At 70.0% G+C, this 18,110-nt stretch carries 19 protein-coding genes and 1 pseudogene; 8 read left to right on the forward strand and 12 right to left on the reverse strand.

Annotation, left to right across the window (positions count from 1 at the left end; translation table 11 throughout):
- The first annotated feature begins 7 nt into the window (after positions 1–7).
- Positions 8–1,405 (forward strand): MATE family efflux transporter, encoded by a 1,398-nt coding sequence (locus OG329_RS24880; protein ID WP_405798199.1) that lies wholly within the window; start codon positions 8–10, stop codon positions 1,403–1,405.
- Between the two features lie 26 nt (positions 1,406–1,431).
- Here OG329_RS24880 and OG329_RS24885 read toward each other — a convergent pair.
- Both OG329_RS24885 and OG329_RS24890 read right to left on the reverse strand, forming a co-directional pair.
- Positions 1,432–2,055 (reverse strand): annotated as a pseudogene (locus OG329_RS24885) (DedA family protein); the annotation flags it as partial.
- 75 nt (positions 2,056–2,130) lie between these two features.
- Positions 2,131–2,967 carry an undecaprenyl-diphosphate phosphatase gene (locus OG329_RS24890; RefSeq protein ID WP_405798200.1) on the reverse strand — a complete coding sequence of 279 codons (837 nt, stop codon included), beginning with the start codon at positions 2,965–2,967 and terminating at the stop codon, positions 2,131–2,133.
- A 243-nt stretch (positions 2,968–3,210) separates the two neighbouring features.
- On the opposite strand from OG329_RS24890, the gene OG329_RS24895 reads away from it, so the two are divergent.
- Positions 3,211–3,615, forward strand: coding sequence for a BlaI/MecI/CopY family transcriptional regulator (locus OG329_RS24895; protein ID WP_405798201.1), 405 nt, complete (start codon positions 3,211–3,213; stop codon positions 3,613–3,615).
- Positions 3,616–3,629: 14 nt separating this feature from the next.
- A complete protein-coding gene (locus OG329_RS24900; protein WP_405798202.1) occupies positions 3,630–4,577 on the forward strand; it encodes a M56 family metallopeptidase in 948 nt (315 codons plus the stop codon).
- 164 nt (positions 4,578–4,741) lie between these two features.
- Here the strand turns inward: OG329_RS24900 and prcB are convergent, their stop codons facing one another.
- Positions 4,742–5,587 (reverse strand): proteasome subunit beta, encoded by an 846-nt coding sequence (gene prcB / locus OG329_RS24905; protein WP_405798203.1) that lies wholly within the window; start codon positions 5,585–5,587, stop codon positions 4,742–4,744.
- Positions 5,588–6,022: 435 nt separating this feature from the next.
- Between prcB and OG329_RS24910 the strand changes: the two genes are divergently transcribed.
- On the forward strand, positions 6,023–6,445 hold the full coding sequence (locus OG329_RS24910) for a BBE domain-containing protein (RefSeq protein WP_405798205.1): 423 nt from the start codon (positions 6,023–6,025) through the stop codon (positions 6,443–6,445).
- Between the two features lie 25 nt (positions 6,446–6,470).
- Here the strand turns inward: OG329_RS24910 and OG329_RS24915 are convergent, their stop codons facing one another.
- The 6 genes from OG329_RS24915 to OG329_RS24940 form a co-directional block, all read right to left on the reverse strand.
- Complete coding sequence (locus OG329_RS24915) at positions 6,471–6,818, reverse strand: DUF4387 domain-containing protein (RefSeq protein ID WP_405798207.1); 348 nt, start codon at positions 6,816–6,818, stop codon at positions 6,471–6,473.
- Positions 6,819–6,822: 4 nt separating this feature from the next.
- On the reverse strand, positions 6,823–8,184 hold the full coding sequence (locus tag OG329_RS24920; protein ID WP_405798208.1) for an acyclic terpene utilization AtuA family protein: 1,362 nt from the start codon (positions 8,182–8,184) through the stop codon (positions 6,823–6,825).
- A 16-nt stretch (positions 8,185–8,200) separates the two neighbouring features.
- Positions 8,201–9,583, reverse strand: coding sequence for an MFS transporter (locus OG329_RS24925; protein ID WP_405798210.1), 1,383 nt, complete (start codon positions 9,581–9,583; stop codon positions 8,201–8,203).
- A gap of 147 nt (positions 9,584–9,730) precedes the next feature.
- Positions 9,731–10,447 (reverse strand): GntR family transcriptional regulator, encoded by a 717-nt coding sequence (locus OG329_RS24930; RefSeq protein ID WP_405798211.1) that lies wholly within the window; start codon positions 10,445–10,447, stop codon positions 9,731–9,733.
- A gap of 32 nt (positions 10,448–10,479) precedes the next feature.
- Entirely contained in the window at positions 10,480–11,295 is an 816-nt protein-coding gene (locus tag OG329_RS24935) for a hypothetical protein (protein ID WP_405798213.1), read from the reverse strand.
- Positions 11,292–11,891 (reverse strand): RNA polymerase sigma factor, encoded by a 600-nt coding sequence (locus OG329_RS24940; protein WP_405798215.1) that lies wholly within the window; start codon positions 11,889–11,891, stop codon positions 11,292–11,294. Before OG329_RS24940 ends, OG329_RS24935 begins: the two co-directional genes overlap by 4 nt.
- Before the next feature lie 261 nt (positions 11,892–12,152).
- On the opposite strand from OG329_RS24940, the gene OG329_RS24945 reads away from it, so the two are divergent.
- Positions 12,153–14,786: an FG-GAP-like repeat-containing protein gene (locus OG329_RS24945; RefSeq protein WP_405798217.1), complete on the forward strand. Its 2,634-nt coding sequence runs from the start codon at positions 12,153–12,155 to the stop codon at positions 14,784–14,786.
- A gap of 125 nt (positions 14,787–14,911) precedes the next feature.
- Here the strand turns inward: OG329_RS24945 and OG329_RS24950 are convergent, their stop codons facing one another.
- From OG329_RS24950 to OG329_RS24960, 3 genes are all read right to left on the reverse strand, one after another.
- Positions 14,912–15,115 (reverse strand): hypothetical protein, encoded by a 204-nt coding sequence (locus OG329_RS24950; RefSeq protein ID WP_405798219.1) that lies wholly within the window; start codon positions 15,113–15,115, stop codon positions 14,912–14,914.
- Positions 15,116–15,300: 185 nt separating this feature from the next.
- Positions 15,301–15,879: an HD family hydrolase gene (locus OG329_RS24955; protein ID WP_405798220.1), complete on the reverse strand. Its 579-nt coding sequence runs from the start codon at positions 15,877–15,879 to the stop codon at positions 15,301–15,303.
- Between the two features lie 20 nt (positions 15,880–15,899).
- Complete coding sequence (locus OG329_RS24960; RefSeq protein ID WP_405798221.1) at positions 15,900–17,006, reverse strand: XRE family transcriptional regulator; 1,107 nt, start codon at positions 17,004–17,006, stop codon at positions 15,900–15,902.
- Between the two features lie 360 nt (positions 17,007–17,366).
- Here OG329_RS24960 and OG329_RS24965 point away from each other — a divergent pair, with 360 nt between their 5' ends.
- Genes OG329_RS24965 through OG329_RS24975 form a run of 3 tightly spaced genes read left to right on the forward strand, consistent with a single transcriptional unit; the run spans position 17,367 to position 18,087 of the window.
- A complete protein-coding gene (locus OG329_RS24965; protein WP_405798223.1) occupies positions 17,367–17,756 on the forward strand; it encodes an ATP-binding protein in 390 nt (129 codons plus the stop codon).
- The gene (locus OG329_RS24970) at positions 17,756–17,944 is read left to right on the forward strand and encodes a hypothetical protein (protein ID WP_405798224.1); all 189 of its coding nucleotides are present in this window, start codon (positions 17,756–17,758) and stop codon (positions 17,942–17,944) included. The genes OG329_RS24965 and OG329_RS24970 overlap by 1 nt, the downstream gene beginning before the upstream one ends.
- On the forward strand, positions 17,941–18,087 hold the full coding sequence (locus tag OG329_RS24975) for a hypothetical protein (RefSeq protein ID WP_405798225.1): 147 nt from the start codon (positions 17,941–17,943) through the stop codon (positions 18,085–18,087). Before OG329_RS24970 ends, OG329_RS24975 begins: the two co-directional genes overlap by 4 nt.
- Positions 18,088–18,110: the final 23 nt, after the last annotated feature.

Genomic DNA, 18,110 nt, shown 5'->3' on the forward strand with positions numbered 1-18,110 from the left:
CAGACCCATGCCGTCCACCCTGCTGCGCGACAGCCGGGCCCTCGGCGTTCTCGCCGTACCCCTGGTCCTCACCCAGCTCGCCCAGGTCGCCCTGACCACCACCGACACGGTGATGATGGGTCTGCTCGGCACCACCGAACTCGCCGCCGGCGGCCTGGCGATCGTGATCTTCAACCAGGTACGCACCATGGGCGTCGGGCTCGTGACCTCCGTCGGCAACCAGACGGCCGCCGCCGCGGCCCGCGCCGAGCAGCGGGCGGCCAAGGAGACCACCACCGGCCCGGACGACGACGTACGGGCCATCGTCCGGGCCGCTCTCGCCGTGGCCACCCTCGCGGGCGTCGTCGGCGCCGTCCTGATGATCCTCATCGGCCAGGCACTGCCCTGGCTGGGCCAGGACCCGGCCGTCGTCGACCTCGCACGGACCCTGCTCTACGTCCTCGCCCCCGGGCTGCTGCCCTGCCTGTGGTTCCAGGCGCTGCGGCAGTTCACCGTCGGCATGCGCCGCCCGCAAGCCCTCCTGCGGATCACCATCGCCTCGGTCGCCGTCAACGCCGGCCTGAACTGGGTGCTCATCCACGGCACCTTCGGACTGCCCGAGCTCGGTCTGCTCGGCATCGGTACCGCCACCTCCACCGTCTACCTGCTGACCTGCGCGGCCCTCTACCTCTCGGCGAAGAGGGACAAGGAACTCGCGCCCCTGCTCAGCCTGAACATCGCCAAGGCCGATCCGCAGGTCGTCAAGCGCCTGGTCGGCCTCGGCATACCGATCGCGGCGACGTACGGCTCCGAGGCCGGCTTCTTCTCCCTCACCGCCCTCATGGCGGGCTCCTTCGGCCCCGACGCACTCGCCGCGCACACCGCCGTCAACCAGCTCGTCTACATCGTCTTCCAGGTCGCCGTGGGCCTCTCGCACGCCGCGTCCATCAACGTCAGCCGCGAACTCGCCCTCGGTGACCTCGACGCCGCCCGCCGTATCAAGAACACCGCGCTGGCCTGCGCCGCCGCCGTCATGGCCGTCGTCGGCGTCCTCTACGTGACCATTCCGCGCCTGATCCTCGCCCCGTTCCTCGACACCGGCTCCGACCGGGCCCTCGCCATCGCCACCCAACTCCTCGTCGTCACCGCCATCCTCCAGTTCTTCGACTGCGCCCAGAACATCGGCGTCGGCCTGCTGCGCGGTCTCGACGACACCAGGAGCGGCTTCCGTATCACCCTCATCGGCTACTGGGCCGTCGGACTGCCCGCCTCCTGGCTCCTCGCCCACACCTTCGGACTCGACACCCTCGGCATCTGGCTCGGCCTGCTCACCGGCCTCGCCACCACCGCCGTCCTGCTCCTGCGCCGCTACACGCACTCGCTCGGCCGCCGGGAAGTCGCCGCGCTTCCCGCCACCGCGGGCTGATCGGCCCGATCCGAACGACGCGGTCATCGCCTTCGTGTACGCCGGGCACGGACGTACTCGAAGGCGATCGGCAGCACCGACACCACGACGATGCCGATCAGGATGAGTTCGATGTTCGCCTTGACGAACTCGATCTGGCCGAGGAAGTAACCGAGCACGGTGACGCCCACTCCCCAGAGCGTTCCGCCGATGACGTTGAACACGACAAAGGTGCGGTAGTGCATGGCGCTGACCCCGGCGATGACCGGTGTGAAGGTGCGCACGATCGGAACGAAGCGGGCCAGGACGATCGAGCGCGGGCCGTACTTCTCGAAGAACTCGTTGGCCTTCTCCACATTCTCCTGTTTGAACAGACGCGAATTCGGTCGCCGGAAAAGGGCGGGCCCTGCTTTTCGGCCGATGAGATAGCCGGTCTGGTCGCCCAGGACGGCGGCCAGGACGATGAGCAGGCAGACCAGCCACAGGGGTTGGGTGAGGTACTTGTGCCCCGCGACGAGAAGTCCGGTGGTGAACAGCAGGGAGTCTCCGGGCAGGAAGAAACCGATCAGGAGACCGGATTCGGCGAAGACGATGACGAGGATGCCGATCAGGCCGAACGTCGAGATCAGATGGTCGGGGTCGAGCCACTGCGGGCCGAGGGCCAGGTTCATGGTCATGCTCCTGTGCGCGGGCGGGGCGAGCGGGTCAGGCGGGGCGAGCGGGTCAGGCGGGCGAGAGGGAGAGGGTCAGGCGGTAAGGGTTCCGGTCGCCAGCAGGGCGAACAGGAGCACACCGACGACGACCCGGTAGACGACGAACACGTTGAAGCTGTGCCGGGCGATGAACTTCAGCAGCCAGGCGATGGAGGCGTACGCGACGGCGAACGACACCGCCGTGCCCACGATCAGCGGGGCGGTGTCCGTACCGGCCCCGACGGCGTCCTTGAGTTCGTACACGCCCGCGCCGGTCAGGGCCGGGATGCCGAGGAAGAAGGAGAGCCGGGTGGCGGCGACGCGGTCCAGATCGAGGATGAGCCCGGTGGACATGGTGGCGCCGGACCGCGAGAAACCGGGGAAGAGGAGAGCCAGGATCTGCGAGGAGCCCACGAGCATGGCGTCCTTGAGGGTCGTGTCGTCCTCGCCGCGCCGGTGCCGGCCCACCTGGTCGGCGGCCCACATCAGGCCGCTGCCGACGACGAGCGAACCGGCGACGACCCAGAGCGAGCCGAGAGGGCCGTCGATCAGGGGCTTGGCGGCCAGCCCCACGACGACGACGGGAATGGTCGCGTAGATGACCCACCAGGCGAATTTGTAGTCGTGGTGAGCACGCTCGTCCCGGTGCCGCAGCCCGCGCCCCCAGGCACCCATGATGCGGCCGATGTCCTTGGCGAAGTAGAGGAGAACGGCGGCGATGGCCCCCACCTGGATCACCGCGGTGAACGCGACGACGGACGGGTCGTCCACCGGGATGTGCATCAGCCCTTCCGTGATCTTCAGATGGCCCGTGGAGGAGACGGGCAGGAACTCCGTCACTCCCTCCACCACTCCGAGGATCGCGGCCTGGCCGACGCTGATGGCACTCACGGGCGCCGCCTTTCGTCCGGGGACGGGGGTGGGGGTGGGGTGACGGCGGGGGTGACGGCGGGGATGACGGCGCGAGTAGCCGTTCGGCGCTGCCCGATGGTGCGTCGAGGAGGGCTGTGGCCGGTCGAGGAGAACATCAGGCATCCTGTGAGCAGGGGCCGCCGGGGGCAGGCGGACACAGTAGCTTCTATTCGTGAATAGAAGCTACTGCTGACTGTAGACCACGAAGGCAGGAGACAGGCTGTGGGCGCTGAGCCACAGACACCGGGCGCCGGCGTCGGCGGCCTCGGCGGCGGCGGACGCCGGGCCAACGGGGCGCTGGAGGCCGAGATCCTCGCTCTGCTGCACGCCGCGGACGCTGCCCTGACGCCCGCGGACGTGGCCGTACGCCTGGCCACCCCGCTCGCGCACACCACCGTGTCCACCACGCTCGCCAGGCTGCACAGCCGTGGTGTGCTGAACCGCACACCGCAGGGCCGTGGCTACGCCTACACCCCCGTCACCGACGAGTCGGGACTGACCGCCAGACAGATGCACCAGGTGATGGAGGGCGGCAACGACCGCGCCTCGGTCCTGACCCGTTTCGTCGACGATCTGTCCGACGCGGACGAGGACCTGCTGCGCCGCCTGCTCGGCAGCGACGAGTAGCGGGACGCGTACCGATGCGTCTGGCCCTCTACCTGCCGTTGCTGCTTCCCGTGCTGGCCGCGGTGAGCGCCGGCCCGCTGGCCCGCCGGCTGGAACCGCGGCTGGCGACCTGGCTGCTGACCGTCGCCGGACTGGTGCTCGCCATGTCCAGCACGGTCGTTCTGGGGCTGCTCGCACTGGCGGGGCTGGTACGCGTCCCGCTGGTCTCCAGTCTCAAGGGCTACTCACCGGAGGTGATCGCCCACGAGGATCCGGCAGCCTGGCCGGCGGCCGTGGCGGGGGCGATTCTCCTGGTCCTCGCGGCTTCGGCCACCATCCGCTTCACCGCACGCCGGGCCGGGGCGCTGTGGTCGGCGGCACTCGACGCGGCATGTCTGCCGGGGGCGGACGCCGTCGTCGTCACCGACGACCGGAGCGCCGACGCCTATACGGTGCCCGGCCTGCCCGGCCGCATCGTGATCTCGCACGGCATGCTCGACGCACTCGACCCCGCCGGCCACGACATCATCCTGGCCCACGAGAAGGCGCATCTGAACCACCACCACTACGCGTTCGTCACGCTCGCGCAGATGTCCGCCGCCGCCAACCCGCTGCTACGGCCGCTGGCCACGGCGGTCGCGTTCACCGTCGAGCGATGGGCCGACGAGGACGCCGCCCGGCGCACCGGCGATCGCCGCGCCGTCGCCGAAACCGTGGCCAGAGCCGCCGTGGCCGGCAAACGCACCCGCACCCGCGCCCGGCGCCTGCCCGACGCCGCGCTCGGTGTCCTCGGGCGTGTCCGCGGCCGGGGGCCGGGCCCCGGTGTCGTACCCCGGCGGGTCGCCGCGCTGCTCGAACCCGCCCCGCACAGCCCGGCCCATCTCCTGCTGGCTGCGGGCGTACTCGTCGCGGTGAGCGGCGTGTGCGCGCTGCAAGCCGCTTACGACCTGCACGAGTTCCTGGAACTCGCGCACGTCGGCTGAACTGACCGGCGCTGCGAGCCGCCGCACCACCCGGCACCCGGCACCCGGCACCCGGCAGCCCGGTGCCCCGCACCCGGCAGCCCGGTGTCGGTCCCGGCGTAGTTCGGCTATCCGTAACGCGCGATACGGATCTCGCGCCGCCGTGGGGCAGTCGTTAGAACCCGTTAGAGGAGAGGCGCCTGCGGGCCGTTGGGGATCTGGAAGCGTTGGTCGACCACCGACTGAGCAATTTCGGCCACTTCGCTGTCGGGGACCCGCTGATAGCCCTCTTCGGTGACGAGCGCGATGAGCGGGAACAGCCGCCGGGTCAGGTCGGGACCGCCCGTGGCGGAGTCGTCGTCCGCCGCGTCGTACAGCGCCTGTACGGCCACGGTGACGACCTCGCGCTGCGACATGCCGTCCCGGTAGAGCTTCTTCAGGGAGCCCCGGGCGAAGACCGAACCGGAGCCGATGGAGGTGAACCCGCTCTCCTTCGTCCGGCCGCCCGTGACGTCGTACGAGTAGATGCGGCCCACGCCCTTGTCCAGGTCGTAACCCGCGAAAAGCGGAACCACCGCGAGGCCCTGCATGGCCATGGCGAGGCTGCCCCGCACCATCGTGGTGAGGCGGTTCGCCTTGCCGTCCAGGGAAAGGGCCGTGCCCTCGATCTTCTCGTAGTGCTCCAGCTCCAACTGGAACAGCCTGACCAGCTCCACCGCGAGCCCCGCGGTGCCGGCGATGCCGATGGCGGAGTGTTCGTCGGCCGGGAAGACTTTCTCGTACTCACGGTTGGCGATGACGTTGCCCATCGTGACCCGCCGGTCCCCGGCCAGCAGCACACCGTCCGCGTACTCGACCGCCACGATCGTGGTGCCGTGCGGCGCCTCGAACGGGCCCTGGAGGGCGGGCAGGCGTCGATTGGCGGGCAGCAGATCCGGGGCCTGTGCCGACAGGAAGTCCAGGAAGGAAGAGGTTTCCGAGGCCATGAAAGCGGCCGGAAGACCGCCCTGGCCGCGCCGGTCGATGGTCATGCACGTCCCTTCCCGAGGTGGATGCGCCGTCCGCCGGGAGCCTCGTGAGGAGCCTGGGGGACACGCCCCTGCTTGCCGCACATTACCCCGGCGTCCTCGTGCGCAACCGCGAGGATACGCGCGACGTATGGCCGAAATTCACTGTTCGTGGAACAAGTTGACGAGAGAAGCTGTGATCGATGCCGTGGCGGCCGGGCGAGTGTCGAGTGCTGACGTCGTGTTCGGCGATCGCGGGTGAGTGGCTTGCTGTCCAGGTACTGGGGTCCGTGGCGCAGTAGCAGTTCCCATCACTGTTGTCGCATCGTTGTCGTTGTCCATTCGCATCGCTGTCCGATCGCGTCACTGTCCGTCGCCGCAGGCGCGACACCGATTCTGCTGGGGCGCGCGACCACGGTCCGCGCCCGCCGGTGTCCGGACTCATTTCGCCCGCGCGCCGTGAAGCGGGCGTCAGCCCCGGACCTGCTTTTCGGCTCGGTCGGCTTCGCCAGTTACGGCGGCCGGATCAACACCGTGGCCACCGACGCGACCGCCTTCCCGCATCGCGACGCCGTGATGCGGATCCAGTACACGGCGGCGTGGGCCGATCCCACTCTGGACGGCCGCTACGTCGACTGGCTCCGAAGGCTCTACCGCGAGATCTACGCCGGCACGCGGGGTGTGCCGGATCCGCGCGACGGGGCCTACATCAACTACCCGGACGACGACATGGCGGACCCCGCCGTCAACACCTCGGGCGTCCCCTGGTCGACCCTCTACTACAAGGGCAACTACCCACGTCTGCAAAGGGTCAAGGCCACCTGGGACCCGAAGAACATCTTCAGCCACACCCTGGGCATCGAAGCCCCGGACGGTGCGTGAGGGCGACGAAGCGACGCCCGGCCGGTCAGGTGGGCGGCTCGGGCAGCTCGGGCGGCTCGGGCAGTTCGGGCAGCTCCAGAGTCATCAGCGGGGCGTACTGCTGGCCGCCGTAGCAGTCGCTGTCGCGCAGGTCGCCCTGGACGGTGGGGCGGGGGAGGGAGACCTTGACGGCGAGCGCGCGGGGGTGGTTGACGACGAGGATCCGCTTCTCGTCGGTGCCGAAGAGACCCGCGAAGAGTCCGGGGGTCAGGACCCGCGTGTCGACGAGGGCCCGGTACGTGCGCTCGTCGTGGCACATGAAGTCGAAGGTGAGGGTGAAGGGTCCGGCGTTCTTTGAGCGGACCAGGGAGCAGTAGTCGAGCAGGGTGGCCATGTGCTTACAGCTCCTCGATGGTGGTGCGGAAAAGTTCGGTGGGGCTGACGCCGGTGACCACGTGATTGAGGGTGAAGCGGTAGAGGGGGCCGCGGTCCAACTCCGGTGGCGAGTAGGGGTAGGCGAGGGTGGAGACCAGTCCGTCGTACTCGGGGATCGGCAGATGCGAGGAGGCGTGCGCGACAAAGGTCGCCACGGCGTGGGCAGTTGACTGGTCCGGCGCCGTGACGGTGATCAGCACTCCGACTTCCTGCGGGTGCAGGGGGGCGGGTTCGCCGCCCGCGAGTACGGCTCCGGCCCCGTACAGGCGGTAGTCGATGTCGACGGCCGCCGGGTCGACCGTGCCGTCGAAGACGTCGAGGATCTTCGCCTCGAAGTACTTCTTCGCGAGCGGGAGCAGGTCGGGGAGGCGTTCGATGACGACCTTGTCGCGGACGCCGCCGATGATGACGGTCTGGTAGCCGACGAGTTGGGCGCCTTCGAGCTTGTTGGTGTATCCCTCGGCGGGCAGATAGCGGGCGCCGGCGACCCGTACGGTCCGCTCGTCAACGGCCGTGTAGGTGGCGTCTGTTGTGTCCAGGGTGCCGGAGGGCTCCAGGATGTGGAACGGGTCGGCGTTCTCGTACAGGGTGTGGGCCGCGACCGAGCGCGGGGTGAGACGGCTGCCCGTGGCCAGGGTGGTCACGTCGAAGTGGTCCTCGCGCAGATGGACAAGCAGTCCGTTGGCGGAGGGCGGGATCGCGCAGGCGGCGCCGCATTCCACGGTCTTGGCCATGTGCCAGGTCAGACCGGGGTCGGCGCCGCGCAGATGAGGCAGGGCCGCGAACAGGGCGGTGTCGCTGGCCCGCCCGGCGAGGATGACCTGGCAGCCCGCCGACAGGGCCTCCTGGATGGGCTCGACGCCCATCATCGCCACCGTGTGACCGGCGGCGAACAGATCGCGGTCGATGGCCGGGGCGTTGGGCAGGGCGCGGACGCGGCCCTCGTCGTACAGGGCCCGAAGACGGTCGGCCGGCTGGTCGGCGTAGATCAGACCGAGCGTGAGGCGCAGGTTCTCCTCGGCCGCCACGGCGCGTACGAGCCCGGCCACCCGGTCGACGCCGACGTCCCGGCCGCTGGTGCCGCAGGAACCGATGATCAGCGGTACGCCGAGTTCGTCGCGGGCCCTGAGCATGAGGCGCAGATCGCGGGTGACGGCCTGGGCGGAGAGCTTGGGGATGCCGGAACCGAGCGCGGCGGGGCCGCTGTCGGTGGACCCGGCGTCACAGGCGATGACGTCGGGGCGGGCGGCGACGCCGCGCCAGAACGCCTCCGCGTCGAAGCCGGCGCCGAGAGCCCCGGTGGGGGCGAGGATGCGGAATTCCATGAAGTTTTTTCTTTCGTTAAGCGGGGGCCGAGTCGGCGGCTTGGTCGGGGGCCGGGTCGGGGGTCTTGTCGGTGGGATGGTCAGTGGGGTGGTCGCTGGGGTGGTCGGTGGCGCGGCGCGCGAGGCGGGTGAAGACGGCGAACGTGAGCGCGCCGAAGACCGCCGCGTTGAAGAACATGAAGCGCCAGCCGGTCAGATCGACGGTGAAGCCGAGCAGGGCGGGACCGAGCGCCATCCCGGAGGCGGAGGCGACCGTGTAGAGGCCCGTGTACGTACCGAGGACACCGTCGTGCGGGGCGAGATTCCAGAGCGCCACCAGCGCGTTGACGGCGAACACCGCGTAACCGATCGAGGTCAGCACCATCGACACCACCGTCATGAACGGGGTGGGCGCGGCGAAGCCGAGCAGCAGTCCGACGACGAACAGGGCCACGCCGTAGCGGATGGCCCGCACTTGGCCGAGACGGCGGGAGGCGTACGCGATCGGCACCACGGCTATCAGGAAGGCGATGGCACCGGGCAGGGCGATTCCGCCGGCCTGCCCACGGCTGAGGCCGAGGACTTCGCCGCCGTACGGGGTCATCAGCGAGCGCAGCGCGGACCACATGCCGGCGAAGCAGAAGATGCCGAGCATCAGGAGCATGCGCGCCCCTGTCGGATCACCGACAAGGTCCTTGACGACGGCCCAGGGTGAGGAGAACTCGCGTCGGGTGCCGGTGTGCGCGGGCGCGGGCGCGGTGTGCGCGGTGTGCGCGGGCAGGGTGTGCATGGGCAGGGCGGTCCGGCTGTGGTGGCGTCCGAGGAAGGTCCAGGACAGACCGAGCATGAGGAGCATCAGGACCGGGGGTATGGCGAAGGCGATCGTCAGACTGCGGTCGACCACCAGCAGACTGACCAGGGAGGACACGACGATGGTGAGGCTGACACCGGCCTTGATGAACCCCTGTGCCTTCCCCCGGTCGCCCGCCTCGACGTAGTCGGACACCAGGGTCTCGGTGACGCCCTTGAACGCGTTGGCGATCAGGGCGAAGCAGACGACGCACGCGATGAGTGCGGGGAGACTGCCCGCCCACGGGATCAGGGCGAACGGCACGGTCGCCGCGCACGCGCCGATGAGGATGATCGGCCAGCGGCCCCGGCGCCCGCCGACGAGACGGTCGGAGAAGTAGCCCGTCCACGGCTGGACCAGTACGCCCAGGGCGTTGTCCATACCCATGAGCAGGCCGACCAGTCCGGCGGAGGTGAGGTACGTGCGCAACTGGGCGGGGACTTGGGCGTCGTAGAAGTTCCAGACCGACTCCTGGGCGAAGACGGCGAGTGTCACCCACAGCACGGTGCCGCCGTTCATCCGCCGGGGTGCTGAGGGCAGGGCTGCGTTGTCGGGCTCGGGCTGCTGCATGGCGGCTCCTGTGCCATATGCTATAGCAATGGGGTGATGGCTACCCGCCACCGGTGGGCGGATGAAGCGGACTCGGCCGAGGCGGACTCGGCCGAGGCGGACTCGGCCGAGGCGGACCCGGCCAAGGCGGACCTGGCCGAAGTGGGCTCAGCCGGCGGACAGTTGGGCGAGCGCTTCGCGGTGGTGCCGCATCGCCAACCGCTCGGCGCGCTCCTCGTCCCGTTCGAGCAGGGCGTCCAGGATCTCGCGGTGTTCGTGATAGCGGCGCCGGAACGCCTCGGCCCGCTCGGGGACCAGCCTCATGGTGAGGTCCAGCCGCTCCTCGTCACTGAAGGCGCGGGCCTGTTCCAGGAGCCCTTCCAGTACGGGATTGGTGACGCAGCCCTCGACGTGATGATGGAACTCGCGCATCACCCGGAACACGGCGGTCAACTGCTCCGGTGTCGCGGCGGCGAGTCCCTGATCCGCCACGCTCCGCTCGATCTCCCCGACCAACCGGTCCCCCCGGTCGAGGATCTTGACGAGTTCGGTGAGCTGGGCGGCGGTGGCGTTGCGGGCCGCGAGGCGGGCCATGAGCGCGGACAGCCGGATCTCGGCCTCCACGATCTCCGAGCGGGCGCTCGCCGAGTGGTCCGCGATCCGCAGCGAGCGCGGTCCGACGCGCTCGACCACCCGGTCGTGGACGAGCTGGCGCAGCGCCTCCCGGATCGGGGTGGGGCTGACGCCGAGACGGCCGGCGAGATCGCGCTCGGTGATCTTCTCGCCCGGCCGCAGGGTGCCGGCCTGGATGGCGTCGCGCAGCCGCCGGTAGGCCTGGTCGGCCAGCGACGTCGACTCCATCGGGCCGAGAGCGTCCTTACTCATGGCCGTAACCATGCGCCTGCTATAGCAAACAGTCAAGAGGCGCCGCGCGACGCGTTTCGCGCCGCGCTCGGGTGGGCGGCCTGCGTCGGCGCGTCCTTCTTCGCCGGTTTTCCGCGATCCGCCGGGCTTGTCTTCCCCGCCGAGGTGGAGGCCGGATTCGGGGTGGAGGCCGGTTTCGAGGCCGGGTTCGAGCCTGGCCCCTTCCCACTCCCGGCGGCCAACAGCCGCTCGCAGTAGGCCGGTACGGCCTCCGGGCCGCCCGCCGCTTCCTCGATACGGGCCATGGCCACGCTCGCGGGCGCCTCGCCGCGCCGCTCCACCGCCTTCAGGTAGACGCGGCAGTGCGCGACGGTGTCCCGCGCCGTTCCCGGGCGTTGCTTCGGGGACTCGTGCTCGGAGTCGTACTCGTTCGAGGCCGATGGGGCGGGCCCCGCCGTACGCCGTGGTGTGCCCTCCCCACGCCCGTCATCGGCCGATCGCCCGCCCCCGCCGGGTACTTCGGGCGCGCTGCGCCCCGGCTTCGGCTCCGCTTCGCCGCTCCCGAACGGCGACGGGATGACACCCTTCCCCGCCGCCACCGCGACCCCGCCGAGCGCCGCCGCCGCGAGGACACCCGCCAGCACGGCCTTGAGCGACCGGGCCCGCCGAAGCTCACCGGCGGGCCGCCAGTCGTCCCGCGTCCGGCGCCGCCAGCGCGGCGGCGCCAGGTGCTCGCCGCTGTCGCGCACCGTACGGAAGGACCGGAGCGCCCGCTCCTCGGCGGTCGCGTCGAGCGCGCCGGGGCGGCGCGCCGCTTCGAGCAGCGCCTCAAGCTCGGGGGGACGGGGGTCTTCCCGTTCGGGATTCATGTCTCATCCTTCAGCGTGCGCTCCGCCCCAGGCGTCACACCGTCCGCTCCGGCCCTGGTGAGACGACCCGCCAGTGCCTTCAGCCCCCGGTGCGCGGCGGTGCGTACGGCGCCGGGGCGCTTGCCCAGCACCCGCGCGGTCGCGGGCCCGTCGAGCCCCACGACCACGCGCAGCAGCACGGCTTCCGCCTGGTCGCGCGGCAGCCCGCCGATCAGTTCGAGCGCCTGCTCGGTGGAGAGTGTTTCGAGAGCGGCGTCGGCGGTGTCGTGGCCGCCGGGCAGTTCCAGCATGTCCTGTTCCAGCAGTGAGGTACGCGGACGCCGCTTCTGCCTGCGCAGATGGTCCAGGGCGCGGTGCCGGGCGATGGTCGCCGTCCAGCCCCGGAATCCCGCGCCGTCGCCCCGGAAGCGGCCCAGGTCGCGCGAGATCTCCAGCCAGGAGTCCGAGGCCACGTCCTCGGCATCGTCCCCGACGAGGCCCCGGACGTACGCGATCAGGCCCGGCTGCACCAGTCGGTACGCGATCGTGAACCCTTCCGCGTCCCCCTGCTGAGCCCGCTCGACGGCAGCACCGAGTTCCGCGTCGTACGCCCCCACACTTCCCTCTCAGTGCCAATTCCGTACCGCCCAGCACCTACGTCTGCGTGCGCGGGCTGTGAAGCGTCACAGCGCCTTCACTCACAGGTCCGTCTCTCACCCCAGGTTCGTGACCATATGACATTTCGAGGGAGTGACGTTTGGGGGGTGGGGTGCGCTGGGTAGGTCAGGCCGCTCATGTGACGGGTGCGCCTCAAGTGAACTTCCAGAGGGGTGGGGCAATTGAGCCCGCGTACGTCGCACGCGTACCGAAGTCTGAGCATGAAACGCCGGGTGTGGCTGACCGTCGGAGCCGTCGTCCTCGGGGGCGCCGGAGTGGTCACGGTCGCCATAGCCAATCCGCCCGAGAGCCCGGGTAAGTCCGGCCCCCAGAAGCGGGCGGCGGAGGTTCACACGGTCCCGCTGTCCGAGGGCGGGGCCACGGAGCGGGAGCTGCCGAGCACCAGCACGGAGCCGTTCTCGCTGGTGGGTATCGGCTGGGACAGCGCCACGGCCGACATCAAGGGCACGGCTCAGGTGCGTACCCGGGAGGCCAAGTCCGGCAAGTGGTCCCCCTGGCAGACCCTGGAACTGGACTCGCACGGACCGGACACCCCGGAGGGCAAGGCACGCGGCGCCTCCGAGCCGCTGTGGGTCGGGCCGTCCACGGCGGTGCGGGTACGGGTGGAGTCGGGCAGGACGCTGCCCAAGAACCTGAAGCTGCACATAGTCGACCCCGGAGTGAGCGCGGCGGAGGCCAAGAACCCGGCGGACCCGGTCCTGGACAACGCCGCGTTCGCGGAGCCGACGGATTCGCCGACGCCGACGTCGACCGAGACCAGCAGCCCGACCCCGACCCCGACCGACACCGGCCCTCCCACCCCGACGGACACGGCGACGCCCGGCCCGGACCCCACGCCGACACCCACGAAGCCGACCGCGCCGCCGTCGACGGTGAAGCGCCCGCCGATCATCGAGCGTGCCCAGTGGGGCGCGGACGAGTCGATGGTCGCCGACCCGGCGGAGTACATCGACAAGGTGCAGGCGGTCTACATCCATCACACCGTCGGCTCCAACAACTACAGTTGCGCCGAATCCGCAGCCGTGATCCGCGGCATCATGACGTACCACGTCAAGACGGAGGGCTGGAACGACCTCGGCTACAACTTCCTGGTCGACAAGTGCGGCCGGATCTTCGAGGGCCGCGGCGGCGGCGTCGACCTGCCGGTCAAGGGCGCGCACACCTTCGGCTTCAACAGCTACTCCACCGGCATCGCGCTGCTCGGCGACTTCGAGGGCGACACCGCCACCGGCAAGGCCGCGGGCCGGCCGACCACCGCCGCCCAGCAGTCCGCCGCGCGCCTCGCGGCCTGGAAGCTGGGCCAGTACGGCGGTAACCCGAAGGGTTCCGTGACACTCGTCGCGCAGGGCGACACCGGCAAGTACACCGAGGGCCAGCAGGCCACGATGAGCGTGATCTCCGGCCACCGCGACGCCTTCGCGACCGCGTGTCCGGGCAAGAACCTGTACGCGAAGCTCCCCGCGATCCGCGATTTCGCCGCCGGTCCGGGCCGTAACTCCGCCGTCCCGAGCGCCGACTTCAACAGGGACGGCATCAACGACCTGGTGGCCGGACTGCCCCGGGCCGCGAGCAGCGACGGAAGCGTCACGATCCTGCCGGGTACGACGGACGGACCGGGCTCGGCGGCGCGCAAGACCCTCAACCAGGGCAGCCCCGGCGTCCCCGGCAACTCCGAGGCCGGCGACCTCTTCGGCTCCGCCAACGCGTGGGGCGACGTCAACGGCGACGGATACGCCGACCTGATCGTCGGCTCGCCCGGCGAGAACGGCACGACCGGCCAGACCGACACCGGCACGGTGGCGGTGCTCAACGGCCCCGGCCTGAATAGCGGCAAGGGGTACTGGACCGATGCCGCGACCCGTACCGCCGGTGAGAAGCTGGGCGCCACCGTCACCTCCGGTGACTTCAACGCCGACGGCAACGCGGACATCCTCTCCGTCGCCCCGGGCAAGCCGGGCCGCTGGTGGGCGTGGGACGGCAAGTCCGGTGCGGCCAAGTCCGGTTACCTGAACTCCACGGCGTACACCGCCGCCACCAGCTACGCCTCGGCCGTCAGCGGTGACTTCAACAAGGACGGCTACGCGGACGCCGCCATCAACTTCCGCGACCCGGGCGGTGTCGGCCGGCTGCTGTGGCTCAAGGGCTCGGCGACCGGGCTCCAGCGCGCCGGCGTCCTGGACGCTCGCGGCGGGCGCTCGCTCGCGGCGGGCGACCTCAACGGCGACGGCTACACCGACCTCGCGGTCGGCCAGCCGAGCACCACGGAGTCCGGGCACACCCTCAAGGGCGGCGCGGTCACGGCCGTCTTCGGCTCGTCGACCGGCCTGACCTCGACCGGACGCAAGAGCTTCGGCCAGGACACCACCGGCGTCCCGGACACCGGCGAGACCGGCGACGACATGGGCGCGTCCGTCTCGGTGGGCGACGTCAACCTCGACGGCTACGACGACATCCTCACCGGCCTGCCGGGCGAGGACATCACCCGCAGCGCGGTCGCCCGCACCAACGCGGGCCAGGTCATCCTCCTGCGCGGCTCGTCAACCGGCCCGACGGCCACCGGCTCGGCCGCGTACCACCAGGACACCACGGGTGTCCCGGGCGCCACCGAGACCGACGACCGCCTCGGCTCGTCGGTCTCACTGACCGACCTGTCGGGCTACAGCCGGGCCGACCTGGCGATCGGCGCGGACGGCGAGGACGCGAACAACGGCACGATCCTCCAGTTGGACAACAGCAGCACGAGCGGCATCGTCCCCAGCTCCGGCCTCTACTACGGCACGACGGCGCTGGGCGCCCCTGCGGGCCTGCGCATCGGCCAGGTGCTCACGCCGTAACTCCCCCCGATCCCCTCCCCGCCCCCGGCGAACCAGGTCGCCGGGGGCGGGGTGCGGTCGGTGGGGGAGCGGAACGCCCCGTCTGTAACGCGCCCGACCGGCCAGCAAGTGGGCACGCTGCCACGTCATCCCCCCTGCGCTGCGACCCGCTGAGCCCGCGCGCCAAGTTCCCGTACCGCTCGCACCTTCTGGTACGGAGCGATGTGCTGGCGTTGGGCCATGACCGCGTTGAAGTGCACCCGCCCCTGGCGTTCCTGTTTCGGCTGTGCCCGCAGCGCCGTCTTCAGGGCCGCGATCGAGCCCGGTAGGTCGTGGGTCTCGTACAGCACGTGGGCGACATGGAACCGGTAGGCAGCCTGGTCGTACCCGCCGATGTGCGTGCCTCCGCGGCTGCGTCTGCGAGTTCCAGAGCCTTTGGCCTGTAACGGCGGTCTGATGTCTGGAGGCTCATGCCGCGCGGAGTGGCCTGGCATGACTGCTTCGCGTAGGCGTCCAGGGCGGGACGGCGGTTGCGTCAGCGGAGGTAGGTGTTCTGCCATTCCACCGACGTCATGTCCAACGCGGCCTCGGCGAGTGCTTGAGCGGATGCGGTCTTGAGTTTCTGGAGGCTGCTGTCGATCCAGCCTTGGACGTTCGAGTAGCCCTGCTCGCGGTACTCGACGGCTTGGATGAGGCATTCGAGCTTGTCGGCGTCGTGCGCGCAGATCACTTCGAGCGAGTCGCCGTTTTCGTACTCCTCGACGATGCGCTGGGCGCCTTCTCGTACTGCCGGGTGGGCTGCGGAGACCTGGTCTGCTGTGACCTTTTCGTTGGAGGCGGCGTCCAGGTAGCGGCGGCCGATGTGTGGGATATCGCTGATGCGGGTCTCCTGGGTGTCGTGCCACAGGCCGAGGAGAGCAGTCTTCGCCGGGTCGGCCCCCTCCATCATGGCGAGCACCGAGCCGATGAGGGCGACGCGGAAGCTGTGTTCGGCGATCGTCTCGGGGTCCTTGACTCCGGTGATCCACCACCCGCTTCGCTTGGCCCGCTTGAGCATTCCCATTTCCAGCAGGAAGCCTGCGGTGCCTTTCGCCTGCCCTGTGTCATCGGCCATGTGGTGTGTCCTCCGGTCTGTCACGTGTGGTTCCCTCGCAAAACGTAATACACGGCGGCCAGTTCCTGCCGTGATCGCGGGGAGATCAGGCGATCATCGAGGAGTTGTCCGGTCCGCTCGCTGAGCCTGTTGGCCAGATCGGGAGACGCGAGCGGAAGCCAGGGATGAGCTGACAGCAAGGCCCACAGCGAGTGTGCATAAAGATCGACGTAGCCGGGGGCTCGATGAAGCCCATCCACGAGGCTGCGCAGCAGAGCGACCGGCTCCCATTCGGATGGGCCGCAGCGACGCATGAACGCGTCGTTCGCTTGCGGTTGACGCAATGCTCCGAACCAGTAGGCCCAGTAGTTGAGATTCGCGGTCTCCGCTGTGTCGTCATCGATCACCGCTCGATCGATGAAGTCAAGAAGTGGCTGGCGGTCACCCAAGCGAGCTAATGCCGTGGCGGTGGACCTGGCCGCCGCCCAGTGGGGTGTCCAACCACGTGCGCCAAGGAGGTCACGGCGCGTGTGCACGGCATTCGCAGTCCACGAGGTCGCTTCTGAAGTCCTGTCGTAGGAACTGAGGTAGAGCGCCTGTCGGTGCAGCAGTAGTCCATCTCCGCCGGCAAGTGCGGCGGACTCGGCCGAGTCCCGGAGGCGTGAGAAGAACAGACTGCGATCCGGCGCGCGAAGGAGGGGTGCGGGAGCCACGGGCCCCCGGCGAGCTTTGGCCGGACGGCCCGAAAGGGCGGGCGGAAGGGTGCCGTTCAGTGCCCACGCGATCATGTGCGCGGTGTCTCGGGTGTGTACCCAGTCGGCGAGGGGGTGACGCTGCGTGTCGGCTGACGCCACCAGCGTTGCGCCAAGGATGCGATCCGCGTCCATGGCAGCGTCCAGAAGCCCGAGAAGGGTGGGGTCCGAGCCCAACGCCAATAGCCGGCGACGCAGGTCCAGGAACGCACCTGCCTTCATGTGGGCCAGAGGGCGACGTCCGGACTCACGCCCTTGGACGGTAGCCAGGTCGACCCTCAGGGCCTCGGCCAAGTCGGTCTGGGTCCGAGGAATGCTCTCCCTGGCCAGGCGCAGCACGAACCCGGCGACGATGCCGGTGGCCGCCCTGTGCCGTGCAGGCGCCTTGTTGGTCATGAGGCTCCCCGATGCGTTCGGTTAACTAACGCGTACCCACAGTCAGTCCTACTCCATCTGCGCCGACCGTACGGTCAAGAAGCGGAATCAGCCAGGGTCCTTCCTGCCTAACGGAGTTGACGCCGCAGCCGTCGAAGCGGCCATGCCTTCCTTCCTTTAGGTAGGCGCGTAATCGGCGGTATCAGAGGAACGCGAGCCCCGTTCCCGGCCAGGGCTGGGCGTTCCACGATCGCGGAGGGAATTCCTGTGCATCTGATGCCTCTGACACCACACGCTGCTGTTTTCCTCTTCCGGTGGCTACCAAGTCGCCTGGACAGCATCAGCCTGGTGGTTGTCGAGACGGCTACTTGGAGAGGGCCGATGAAAAGCGCGCACGCTGCGATCTCGTTCAATGCGGATCCCAGGCATGTGGAGCACGCGCGTCGCATCACGACCGTCGTTCTGTCTGAGGCAGGCGTCAGGGACCGCGACACGATCGGCACCGTGCAACTGCTGGTCAGCGAGATCGTCACCAACGCGATCGTCCACGGCAACGCCAACTCGGTGTCGTTCCAGGTCACTTGTGACGCCGACGGCGATGTACTGATCGAGGTCGACGACCACTCGCCCGGTGCGCCGGAGGTGCGGGAGGCGGGGCCGGAGGACGAGGGCGGGCGGGGGATGCGGCTCGTCGCGTACTTCGCCCGCGACTGGGGGCGTAAAGGCACCTGCACCTGGTGCACGGTTCCGGTCGGGCCGGGGAGTGTCTGATGGCCCACCGCGACCGGCGGCCGACGCTCGTGCTCGTTCCTCGCGGCCGTTCGGGAACCGGTGGCGGCGAGCTTCCGCATGGCTGTGGCGTCGCCGAGCACGTCCCGCAGGCGGACACCGAACCGCTGCGACTTCTGCCGGCGTCCCTGCACCGCCGGCAGGCGGCGGAGCCGGACGGCCTGTCTTGAGCCGCAGGCCCGCCTCCCGCGTCTTCGCCGCGCTCAAGGCCATTCGCCGCGAACACCCCGTCCTGGTCCACGTCCTCTACACCTACCTCAGCGTCACAGGACTCGTGCTCGCGCTGACCGCCGCCATCGCCGTACGGGCCTGAGCCCCACGCACCCTCCCGGAGAT

Origin of the sequence: Streptomyces sp. NBC_01506, from assembly GCF_045040295.1 — a bacterium.
Classification (GTDB): Bacteria; Actinomycetota; Actinomycetes; order Streptomycetales; family Streptomycetaceae; genus Streptomyces.

What these genes read in the sequence shown, in the direction of transcription:
- OG329_RS24970 (WP_405798224.1), top strand. Translation starts at nt 17,756, where the DNA reads ATGGCCCACCGCGACCGGCGGCCGACGCTCGTGCTCGTTCCTCGCGGC.
- OG329_RS24965 (WP_405798223.1), top strand. Translation starts at nt 17,367, where the DNA reads ATGAAAAGCGCGCACGCTGCGATCTCGTTCAATGCGGATCCCAGGCAT.
- OG329_RS24930 (WP_405798211.1), bottom strand. Translation starts at nt 10,447, where the DNA reads ATGAGTAAGGACGCTCTCGGCCCGATGGAGTCGACGTCGCTGGCCGAC.
- OG329_RS24920 (WP_405798208.1), bottom strand. Translation starts at nt 8,184, where the DNA reads ATGGAATTCCGCATCCTCGCCCCCACCGGGGCTCTCGGCGCCGGCTTC.
- OG329_RS24935 (WP_405798213.1), bottom strand. Translation starts at nt 11,295, where the DNA reads ATGAATCCCGAACGGGAAGACCCCCGTCCCCCCGAGCTTGAGGCGCTG.
- prcB (WP_405798203.1), bottom strand. Translation starts at nt 5,587, where the DNA reads ATGACCATCGACCGGCGCGGCCAGGGCGGTCTTCCGGCCGCTTTCATG.
- OG329_RS24945 (WP_405798217.1), top strand. Translation starts at nt 12,153, where the DNA reads ATGAAACGCCGGGTGTGGCTGACCGTCGGAGCCGTCGTCCTCGGGGGC.
- OG329_RS24960 (WP_405798221.1), bottom strand. Translation starts at nt 17,006, where the DNA reads ATGACCAACAAGGCGCCTGCACGGCACAGGGCGGCCACCGGCATCGTC.
- OG329_RS24925 (WP_405798210.1), bottom strand. Translation starts at nt 9,583, where the DNA reads ATGCAGCAGCCCGAGCCCGACAACGCAGCCCTGCCCTCAGCACCCCGG.
- OG329_RS24915 (WP_405798207.1), bottom strand. Translation starts at nt 6,818, where the DNA reads ATGGCCACCCTGCTCGACTACTGCTCCCTGGTCCGCTCAAAGAACGCC.
- OG329_RS24900 (WP_405798202.1), top strand. Translation starts at nt 3,630, where the DNA reads ATGCGTCTGGCCCTCTACCTGCCGTTGCTGCTTCCCGTGCTGGCCGCG.
- OG329_RS24955 (WP_405798220.1), bottom strand. Translation starts at nt 15,879, where the DNA reads ATGGCCGATGACACAGGGCAGGCGAAAGGCACCGCAGGCTTCCTGCTG.
- OG329_RS24880 (WP_405798199.1), top strand. Translation starts at nt 8, where the DNA reads ATGCCGTCCACCCTGCTGCGCGACAGCCGGGCCCTCGGCGTTCTCGCC.